This window comes from Microcoleus sp. Pol7_A1 (genome assembly GCF_036701085.1).
Lineage (GTDB): Bacteria > Cyanobacteriota > Cyanobacteriia > Cyanobacteriales > Microcoleaceae > Microcoleus > Microcoleus asticus.
In genome coordinates this window covers 17,990-27,489 of record NZ_JAUBQD010000080.1, presented here as the reverse complement: position 1 = coordinate 27,489, position 9,500 = coordinate 17,990, and the positions used below count along the sequence as shown (strand labels likewise).

At 46.4% G+C, this 9,500-nt stretch carries 9 protein-coding genes; 6 read left to right on the top strand and 3 right to left on the bottom strand.

Annotated elements, in window-relative coordinates; genetic code table 11:
- Positions 1–613 precede the first annotated feature (613 nt).
- Positions 614–1,291 (bottom strand): DUF2834 domain-containing protein, encoded by a 678-nt coding sequence (locus tag QUA20_RS28410; RefSeq protein ID WP_333193341.1) that lies wholly within the window; start codon positions 1,289–1,291, stop codon positions 614–616.
- A gap of 252 nt (positions 1,292–1,543) precedes the next feature.
- Between QUA20_RS28410 and QUA20_RS28405 the strand changes: the two genes are divergently transcribed.
- From QUA20_RS28405 to QUA20_RS28395, 3 genes are all read left to right on the top strand, one after another.
- Entirely contained in the window at positions 1,544–2,707 is a 1,164-nt protein-coding gene (locus tag QUA20_RS28405) for a baeRF3 domain-containing protein (RefSeq protein WP_333193338.1), read from the top strand.
- An 18-nt stretch (positions 2,708–2,725) separates the two neighbouring features.
- On the top strand, positions 2,726–3,418 hold the full coding sequence (locus QUA20_RS28400) for an SRPBCC family protein (RefSeq protein ID WP_333193336.1): 693 nt from the start codon (positions 2,726–2,728) through the stop codon (positions 3,416–3,418).
- 309 nt (positions 3,419–3,727) lie between these two features.
- Positions 3,728–4,102 (top strand): signal peptidase I, encoded by a 375-nt coding sequence (locus tag QUA20_RS28395; protein WP_333193333.1) that lies wholly within the window; start codon positions 3,728–3,730, stop codon positions 4,100–4,102.
- Here the strand turns inward: QUA20_RS28395 and galK are convergent.
- Positions 4,092–5,171, bottom strand: coding sequence for a galactokinase (gene galK, locus QUA20_RS28390; RefSeq protein ID WP_333193331.1), 1,080 nt, complete (start codon positions 5,169–5,171; stop codon positions 4,092–4,094). The genes QUA20_RS28395 and galK overlap by 11 nt on opposite strands.
- 277 nt (positions 5,172–5,448) lie before the next feature.
- Between galK and rsmA the strand changes: the two genes are divergently transcribed.
- Positions 5,449–6,270, top strand: coding sequence for a 16S rRNA (adenine(1518)-N(6)/adenine(1519)-N(6))-dimethyltransferase RsmA (gene rsmA, locus QUA20_RS28385; RefSeq protein WP_333193329.1), 822 nt, complete (start codon positions 5,449–5,451; stop codon positions 6,268–6,270).
- Positions 6,271–6,349: 79 nt separating this feature from the next.
- On the opposite strand, the gene QUA20_RS28380 is transcribed toward rsmA, so the two are convergent.
- Positions 6,350–7,876 carry an ATP-binding protein gene (locus tag QUA20_RS28380; protein ID WP_333193327.1) on the bottom strand — a complete coding sequence of 509 codons (1,527 nt, stop codon included), beginning with the start codon at positions 7,874–7,876 and terminating at the stop codon, positions 6,350–6,352.
- Positions 7,877–7,966: 90 nt separating this feature from the next.
- Here QUA20_RS28380 and ispE point away from each other — a divergent pair, with 90 nt between their 5' ends.
- Positions 7,967–8,944: a 4-(cytidine 5'-diphospho)-2-C-methyl-D-erythritol kinase gene (ispE, locus tag QUA20_RS28375; protein WP_333193324.1), complete on the top strand. Its 978-nt coding sequence runs from the start codon at positions 7,967–7,969 to the stop codon at positions 8,942–8,944.
- 183 nt (positions 8,945–9,127) lie between these two features.
- The gene (locus QUA20_RS28370) at positions 9,128–9,475 is read left to right on the top strand and encodes a DUF3082 domain-containing protein (protein ID WP_333193322.1); all 348 of its coding nucleotides are present in this window, start codon (positions 9,128–9,130) and stop codon (positions 9,473–9,475) included.
- Positions 9,476–9,500 lie beyond the last annotated feature (25 nt).

Below are 9,500 nucleotides of genomic sequence, written 5' to 3'. Positions count from 1 at the left end.
TATGAATTACGCACTTGATTTAGCTAAATACTTAATCTTATCATGTTTTAGGTTGAAATTAAGATGCGTTTACCCTGTATTTGGTTGGAGTTCTAAGGATTAGGGCAGAGGTCAAACAAATTCCCCTGCTGTGGTTGTTCAACATTGGCTGATTGCTGATGGTCAAATATGCGTTGCTTCACTTGGAGTAGCGCTTCAGCACTCATCACCAAGTGAGGATGGCGCGTTACATTCCTCTGACGGATTTGAGAGATTAGATAAGAGTTCCAGTTGTGGTTATATTGGAACGAAATATTGAGCGTAATAATTGAATTATTTTCCCCACTTGTATTATAATTAAACTCAAGAATTAATATTAATTAATTAACGGGGCTTAAACAAAAAAATAGTGATCTGCATGGTACGAGTTTGATGCAGACAAAGCTAGTTTGGGCTTTGGTTGGGCTTGAAATTTGTTTAAGTCCCGCTAAGGCAAAACGCCAGAGTTCGATCGACTTGTCAAGTGCCTCATTGAGATAAAACCTTGGAAAATCGAGATATGATGCAGGCGGCCGCACCCTACAACTACAAAGAGTGACAGTTAGCCTCAGCCCAGGGAATAAAATTTTTCGTTTCAATTTCTGGCTGTCAGTGGGAAAGTGGGGATTTCGGTTGCAGATTCTGGCAGAGGGGGGCGCAGACAAAGATAAACTAGCGGCCCTAACAGCGGAACTAGAGAGACTGCCCAAAAAATGCGATCGTCCGCAAGTCCGCGGCGTGCCATGTCGTCTCCCAGAAGTGAGGGAAATATTACAGCCATCAGACAACAATCCCAAGTTATTAAATGCACAAAAGGAATTGACTGCCACTGCCTGACATAATCTCCCCAATCTCCATTTAACCAAGCCCAAGCTAACAGCCAGATAGTAGTTAGTAAAAGTACAATGCCTGTCCAGCGAGAGTCTGATATTTTGAGCAACATATCTTTGCGGCCGGAAAATTTTGGCTGGGGCTGGCGGAGGAGTAAGTAGGGAATTAAGCCGATGATGCCGGCGCCGTTGGAAGCGAGGAAAGCAGGCCAAGCGGATATATTTTGGGTTTTCTCGTCAATGAATAGGAGGCAAGCGTAGACCATCGGCCACACTCCCATGAGAGCGAATATGGTGACAAGGTAGGGGTTAATTCCTTCTAGCTGCAACTTGAGCATTTTTTCCATAACTGTTAACGTTCCGGGCCGATCGAGAGGAGCTAGCAGCAAGGTGTAGGCAGTAAATGTTGCCCACAGCAACCACAAAAACATTTTTGTTTTCATCAGATATAACGAGTAGTAGAAGCCGACTAAAGTAAATTATGGTAAAGTAGCCGCCGAGTTACCGCCGTCTATCTTAGGTGATAAGCAGTTCGATTGAAACAGCGGCTGCAAACCCCGTTTTAGTTCGGGAATGAAAGGCTCTACAGCAGGCGATCATTACTTTAGGCAGACGCAGGAGCCACGTCAGGAGAGATACATTTTAAAGAATCGGTTGTTTTTATTACAAAACCCCTTAGCAAAGGAGTTTCAGCGGTGAACTTAATATCTGTAGAGGAACTCAAAGCGCTGGTACAACAATCTCCTGGATTGTGCGTTTCAATTTATATGCCAGTCGCTCAAGGAACAGAAATTCAACAAAACCCGATTCGGTTCAAAAATTTAATCAGAGAGGCTGAAGACAAAATAGTAGAGTACGGATTTGACAAAAAAGAAGCTGCCCAATTGCTAGAGCCAGTCCGAGCAGAAATTGACCAGGAAAACTTTTGGGAAAATCAAAGCAACCTGCTGGCGATTTTTGTCGGTTCGGGATTTTTCCGCTACTATACCTGTCCGGTGGATTTTGAGGAATTAGTGGTTGTGAGCGACAATTTTCACGTCAAACCGCTGATGCCTATGCTGACAGGAGATAATTTATTTTATGTTTTAGCTCTCAGTCAGAAGGAAGTGAGGCTGATTGAGTGTACGGCTTACAGTGCTAGGGAAGTTGAAGTTGAAAACTTGCCGAAAAGCCTTGAGGAGGCTCTGCAATATGACCCAACAGCTAAAGATGGTCAGTTTCGGATTGCTACTTCAAAAGGAGGCACTAATAATTCTTTTCAGCAGCCGGGAAGTTTTCACGGTCAAGGAAGTCCAGATCAAGATGAGCGCCAGCACGAAATATTGCAGTATTTCCACATAATCGATGCGGCGCTGCACAATTATTTGCGCAATAAAAAAGCTCCTTTAGTGTTAGCTGGAGTTGAGTATTTGCTCCCGCTTTACCGAGAAGCCAATACCTACCGGCATTTAGTTGAAGAAGGAATTACAGGCAATCAGAAACTTCTCAAGCCGGAAGAGTTGCGGGCCGAAGCTTTACCGCTGGTGGAACCTTTGTTTGTGCAGGCTCAGTCAGAGGCGATCGCACAATACCGCGATCTGACAGGAAGCGATAAAATTTCTGCCGATCTGAAAGAAGCTGTTTCGGCTGCTTATTTTGGACGGGTCGATCGACTGTTTGTTGCTCTTGGCGTTCAGCAGTGGGGTACTTTTAATCCCGATACGAACGCGGTGCAAATCCACCCAGAGGCAGAATTGGGCGACGAAGATTTATTGAATGCGGCAGCAATTCAAACTATTCTCAACGGCGGAACTGTTTACGCGGTACCGCCGGAAAAAGTGCCGGACGAGGCACCTTTAGCTGCTATTTTTCGCTATTAATTTACCAGGTTTAAACCAATGGAATCTACTTCAATGACAAATTCTGACAAACAAAACCAAAGTAGCAGCGGCGATACCGAACGCTGGGCATCTTTAATCGGTGGCGGGGCGCTGGTGCTTTTTGGTTTGTCGCAGCGTTCTTTGAGAGGTGCTTTGCTGGCGGTTGCCGGCGGCAGTTTAGCGGCGCGCGGTATGGGGGTTGTGGAGGGTTTGCAGTCGGCTGCCGATCCGAATCAAAGCATTAAAGTTGAAAAGACGGTGACCATCAACAAACCGGCGGAGGAATTGTACCGTTTATGGCGCAATTTTGAAAATTTACCTCGGTTTATGAAGCATCTCAAACACGTTACGGTCATCGATGAAAAACGTTCTCACTGGATTGCCAGCGCGCCGATCGGCAACAGTGTAGAATGGGATGCAGAAATTGTCCGCGAAGAAGAAAATCGCTTAATTGCTTGGGCGTCTGTGGAAGGAGCTGATGTTGACAATTCAGGCTTTGTGCGCTTTCAACCGGCACCAGCGGGACGCGGTACTGAGGTAAAAGTTGTTATAGAATACAACCCTCCGGGCGGTGCAATTGGTGCTGGTGCTGCTAAACTATTTGGCGAAGCTCCCGAACAGCAAATTGCCAATGATTTACGTCGCTTTAAGCAGTTAATGGAAGCTGGGGAAATAGCGACTACGGAAGGTCAACCTTCGGGCCGCAAGTAATAAGTTAGATAGTGTCCCCGGCTCTAACTAACTTCTTGCACAATTCTCAGAACAGGCAAGATGCCTGTTCCACAAAGAATTAATTTATTGTGGGGTGGGCATCCTGCCCGCCCATCAAAAGCTTATTGAAAATGGTGCAAGATGTTAGTTATATCTGACATCTTGCACCATTCTCAGAACAGGCAAGATGCCTGTTCCACAAAGAGTCAATTTATTGTGGGGTGGGCATTCTGCCCGCTCATAAAAAGCTTAGGGAAAATGGTGCAAGATGTCCGCTCTAAGCATCTTTGTTGTTTACCGGATTAGCTGATGTCATCTCAAGTGGTTTTCGGAAATGCGGGCGCTGAAGGTGCAAGTCGGGGCGGTTGGTTTGCGGGTCACTTTATGACGGCTGAAGATGACCCGCGATCGACTTCTGTTTTAGAGGTAAAATGGGGCACTCACCCCGCCGGAGATTGTCGGACTCAGTGGGCGGTAAATGCGGCAGCCACCACGCTTTCTATCCTGGTAAAAGGGCGGTTTCGCCTGCAATTTCCCGAGCAAGAAATCTTGCTTTCTCGCGAAGGAGATTATGCTCTCTGGCTGCCGGGAGTGCCTCATTATTGGTCTGCGGAGGAGGATTCGGTAATCGTCACTGTGCGCTGGCCTTCCCTACCTGGAGATAGTTCTGGCGTTAAGAATTAACTGTAATTTCGGGAACCAAAACGCGGCCGCTATAACCTGCGCGCTGGTAGCGATCGATCGCCTCCGATGCGATAACACCCGCTTTCCCACTCTCCACCAGCGCTACGCAAGCACCGCCAAAACCTCCGCCCGTCAGCCTTGCGCCGAAGACTCCGGGGATTGACTGCAAGATTGCCGCCAGCGTGTCTACTGCAGGCACCGAAACTTCGTAGTCGTCGCGCTGGCTGGCGTGGGAAGCATTCATTAACTCGCCAAAACGCTCTGCTGGTAAAGATTTTACAGCTTCGAGCACGCGGTTGTTTTCGGTAACGACGTGGCGCGATCGCCTCCTGAGGGGTTCTGGCAATACTTCCACTGCTTGGGGGTCGGCGATATCCCTAAGAGCTTTAACTCCCAATATCCGCGCGGATTCCTCACACTCGGCGCGTCGCTGGTTGTAGCCGCTTCCTGCTGCCAGTTCGTGGCTTTCGCCACTGTCAATTATTAAAATTTCTGTGTTTGTGGGAAAAGGTATCGGGCGGCATTCGAGGCTGCGGGTGTCGATCAATAGCATGGTGTTGGTGTCTGCTAAACTCGACGCCATTTGATCCATGATGCCACAGTTCAAGCCGGCATACCGGATTTCGACTTGCTGTCCGATTTGAGCTAGCCGCACGTCGTCTAGGGGGAGGTTCAGCAGCGCGCGCAGTCCTCTGAGGGTTGCTATTTCTAAAGCCGCACTGCTGGACAAACCGGCTCCGATCGGCACATTCGACGTAATGTAGAGATTTATTGGCGGTATTTTGTATCCTTCTTTTTCTACAAGTCTCAGGCAGCCACAGATATAACTGACGAATTTTTGCGGTATGGTATCGTCGTCTGAAAAATTTATGAGTTCGTCATATTCTGCTGAATAAACATGGTGGCGATCGTCACTGCTCAAGCCGATTTGTACTGTTGTGCGCTGGGGAATCGCGGTTGGAAGTACAAATCCATCGTTGTAATCTGTGTGTTCGCCCAGCAGGTTTACTCTGCCGGGGGCGCTGGCTGTGGTTTTGGGTAATGTACCAAATACTCGTTGGAATTTCATTGTTGGGGAATTGGTAATTGGTTCTTGATTATTTATTATTGGTTATTGGTTATTGGTTGTTTGGAAAAACTGCTATCCGTGTATCCGTGACTTCCGTGTCGTGCTGTTGGTAATTGGGAAGAAATAAATTTATTTTTTATCGTTTGTCCTTATTATAGTGCCCAAGTTTTTTGGTTAATTCAACCCCTGTTAACAAAAATAAACATCACCGCAGGTTGGGAAAAGATATTGAGCTGTGATAGAATGACAGGCTAAGATTTCTCCAACAATTCAAAAAATGCGATCGACCAGACCCCGGAAACAGTTTGCTCAACATTGGCTCAAAAGCGAGAAAGCCTTAGATAAGATTGTGAAAGCAGCTTCTTTGGATGGCGATCGCGTCCTGGAAATTGGGCCGGGTACGGGGATTTTGACTCGGCGCTTGCTGCCTGCGGCTGAGTCTGTTGTTGCTGTGGAGATCGATCGAGATTTGTGTCTCAAGCTAGCCAAACAACTCGGCAAAACCGACAATTTTTTACTGCTGCAAGGCGACATCCTGGAAATGGACTTAGAGGCTGAACTAACGGCTTTTCCCAAATTCCAAAATCCCAATAAAGTTGTTGCCAATATTCCTTATAATATTACCGGCCCGATCCTGCAAAAACTGCTGGGAACGATATCTGTTCCTGCTGCTAAACCCTTCGATTCGATCGTGCTGTTAGTGCAGAAAGAAGTCGCCCAAAGGCTTTACGCTAAACCGGGTTCGACAGCTTTTGGCGCTTTGTCGGTGCGGGTGCAATATTTAGCAGAATGCGAGTTAATTTGCGATGTGCCGTCTAAAGACTTTTTTCCGCCGCCAAAAGTCGATTCTGCCGTGGTGCGGCTGCTTCCCAGACAGATAGAAACTGCGGCGGTTAATCCGCGCTATTTGGAGAATTTAGTTAAGTTGGGATTTGGTAGCAAGCGCAAGATGCTGCGAAATAATTTGAAAGGGGCTGTGGATTTAGATAAACTCGTTCAATTGCTAGAAGAGTTACAGATCAATCCTCAATCTCGCGCTGAAGATTTAAGCGTGGCGCAATGGGTAAATTTGAGTAATAATATGATGTGCGAGGTTTGAAGTTCAGGATTTTGTGAGAAATCCGACTTTTTAAAGTCCTGCGGGTATCTGGGTATTCTGTTTTTTGAGATGGGCTTACTTATTTCAGCCTCATGGGAATTTTAATAATAAATTCCGCACCTTTCCCCGGTGCAGAAATACACTGCAATTCGCCTTTATGTCTTGCTGTGATAATTTGATAGCTGATCGATAAACCCAATCCTATGCCTTTGCCTACTGGTTTAGTGGTAAAAAATGGATTAAATAACTGGTTCCTCACGGATTCTGTTATTTCTGATCCGTTATTGCTAATTCGGATTTCTACCACTTGACTCTCTAGAATTTGAGTAGAAATTTTGATCAGGCGGGGATTAGCTTCACTGGTTGCAATCCACGCGCTGTGGCTGTCCTCTTCTAAAGCATCAATGGCATTAGCCAGGATATTCATAAATACTTGATTTAGCTGTCCGGGATAGCACTCTATTTGGGGTAAATTGCCATATTCTTTGATAACTTGAATGCTCACAAAACCCGGATTAGCATTCAATCTGCTTTGCAAAATCATCAGTGTGCTGTCAATTCCTTCGTGAATGTCGGCTAATTTCATTTCTGCTTCATCATGGCGAGAAAAAATTCGCAGCGACTTGACAATACCGAGAATGCGCTCGGCACCTTTTTTTATAGAAATTAATATTTTGTGCAGGTCAGATTTGATAAAATCTAAATCTACAGACTTGAGTTTTTCTTTAACTACGGGTAGGGGATTGGGATAATGCTCTTGATAGATATTGACCACTTCTAGCAAACTATCGGCATACTCGCGAGCGGGAGTAACATTCCCGTAAATAAAGTTAATCGGATTGTTGATTTCATGAGCAACCCCAGCGACCAATTGCCCTAAACATGACATTTTTTCGCTCTGAATGAGGTTGGATTGAGCCTGCTTCAATTCAGACAATGCTTGTTCGAGCTGTTGAGTTTGACATTTTAACTCTGCGGTGCGTTCCTCAACTCGAATTTCTAATTCTTCTTTAGCTTTTTGTAGTGCAGCTTCTGCTAATTGGCGCTCCACAATTTCAGCTCCTAGGAGTCGGTTGGCGAATTCTAAATGTTGAGTTTGAGACTTTAACTCTGCGGTGCGTTCCTCAACACGAATTTCTAATTCTTCTTTAGCTTTTTGTAGTGCACATTCTGCTAATTGGCGCTCCACAATTTCCGCTTCTAGGAGTCGGTTGGCGGATTCTAACTGGGCGGGACTGGGAAGTGCTAGGGCTTGAGGGATTAAGTCTACCAAAAGTATGGCTGTAGCAAATGAAATCATGGCAGTAATTGCTTTCATTGTTCCTGACATCCAATAGGTAGGATGCCAAAGCGTCCAAACTTCAAATATGTGAGTGATCCCGCAGGCGACGATAAAGCCTCCAAACATCGCAAAGATCCAATCAAAGGGTAAATCTTCGCGTTTGGAAATAAAATAAACCAATGTAATCGGGATGGAAAAATACGCCAGTGCAATGATCGAATCTGAGGTAAGGTGAAGCCAGACTAACGGGGTCTGCCAGAGATAGCAGTGACCGTGAGGAATAAATGGCCCGGAACTAAAAAAAGTTTTCCACATTTCCTGCATAATATTTCCTTTGAGTTGTGAGAAAATGGACTCGGACTGGTGTCAATTAATTTCAACCAGGGGTTTATTTCACCTGCGGCTTAATCACCTATGCGTTCATATTCTCTGTTAGCTTCAGCAAAAATCAATCTATATCTGGAAATCATAGGCGATCGCCCCGACGGATATCACGAATTGGCGATGGTACTTCAAAGCATAGATTTAGCCGATCGAATTGACTTGCGCGCGATCGGTACGGACACGATTCGCGTGCGCTGCGATCACCCACAAGTCCCTCCTGATAAGAATAACCTGGCCTACCGGGCGGCGGATTTGTTGGCGAAGCAATTCCCCGATGCTTTGGCAAAATACGGCGGAGTCGAGATTGCCATTCACAAGCAGATTCCGGTGGCCGCGGGGCTCGCCGGCGGTTCTGCAAATGCGGCCGCGGTTTTAGTCGGGATGGATTTGCTGTGGCAATTGGGACTTACTCACTCGGAGTTGCAAGAGTTGGGGGGATCTTTGGGTTCGGATGTGCCTTTTTGCATTGCTGGAGGTACGGCTTTGGCAACCGGTCGCGGGGATAAACTGTCGCCTCTGCCTGATTTGGCGGGCTTTTCTGTGGTGTTGGCGAAGTACCGCAATCTCAGTATTTCTACTGCATGGTCGTATCAAACTTATCGCCAGCAGTTCAGTAGTTCCTATTGTGCAGCGGAAGATTTGGAGTGCCGCCGGGAACGGCTGCATTCGGGCCCGATGGTGGGGGCGATCGCCCAAAAAGATCGATCGAAAATTGGTCAATTGCTGCACAACGATTTAGAAAAAGTTGCTTTGCCCGTGTACCCGCAGGTGTTGCAGTTGCGGGAGGCTTTTAAGTCGGCGGGGGTTGTGGGCACGATGATGTCTGGTTCCGGGCCGACGGTGTTTGCGCTGGCGGAGTCTCCAGAGCAGGCTCAGCAAATTTTAGAACGGGTTAAAAGTGCGATCGCTTCTCCAGATTTGGATTTTTGGGTAGCAAAGTTTAGCAATACGGGGATTCGGATTGTTTCAGAGGGAAATGATGTAAAAGCGCCGATTCCGAGGGTGTAAATCGAAGATGGTGCGATCGCGATCGCCCGTTAAACCTGTTTAACAGGTGATGGTCAAGATGAATCTAACTTTGCGCAGAGTCTATTGAGATCGAAGAACTGATAAAATGCCATGAAACACGGATTTTAATTTTGGTGAATTAACCAGAAATCTAAAATCTAAAATCTAAAATCTAAAATCGCAATGGCTGATTTAACTAATCCTAATTCTAGTTCTCAACCTCCAAGTTCTGCTGAGGATGCTTTGCCGCCGAAGTCGCCGACGGTATTGCGGTGCCTGACTGGTTCGCTGATGGCGGGCAGCTTTGCGGTACCTTTGTACGCGCTAACAATGTCTATAGCTCAAAGTTTTGCAAGTAAGCCAGTTCATTCCGACAATATTACTGCGATTAAAATTTCGGTAGCCGTGCGAACTTTGGTAGTAGGAATGGCTGCTTTGGGGACTGGCGTTTTTGCTATGGCGGCAGTGGGTTTGATGCTGCTGGCCGGGCAAATTTTGATTCAAAATTTGGTGAAAAAACCCACAGGTTGAAGTCTATAGGTTGAAACAATCGGGA

What these genes read in the sequence shown, in the direction of transcription:
- ispE (WP_333193324.1), top strand. Translation starts at nt 7,967, where the DNA reads ATGCGTTCATATTCTCTGTTAGCTTCAGCAAAAATCAATCTATATCTG.
- galK (WP_333193331.1), bottom strand. Translation starts at nt 5,171, where the DNA reads ATGAAATTCCAACGAGTATTTGGTACATTACCCAAAACCACAGCCAGC.
- QUA20_RS28395 (WP_333193333.1), top strand. Translation starts at nt 3,728, where the DNA reads ATGTCATCTCAAGTGGTTTTCGGAAATGCGGGCGCTGAAGGTGCAAGT.
- QUA20_RS28400 (WP_333193336.1), top strand. Translation starts at nt 2,726, where the DNA reads ATGGAATCTACTTCAATGACAAATTCTGACAAACAAAACCAAAGTAGC.
- QUA20_RS28410 (WP_333193341.1), bottom strand. Translation starts at nt 1,291, where the DNA reads ATGAAAACAAAAATGTTTTTGTGGTTGCTGTGGGCAACATTTACTGCC.
- QUA20_RS28370 (WP_333193322.1), top strand. Translation starts at nt 9,128, where the DNA reads ATGGCTGATTTAACTAATCCTAATTCTAGTTCTCAACCTCCAAGTTCT.
- rsmA (WP_333193329.1), top strand. Translation starts at nt 5,449, where the DNA reads ATGCGATCGACCAGACCCCGGAAACAGTTTGCTCAACATTGGCTCAAA.
- QUA20_RS28380 (WP_333193327.1), bottom strand. Translation starts at nt 7,876, where the DNA reads ATGCAGGAAATGTGGAAAACTTTTTTTAGTTCCGGGCCATTTATTCCT.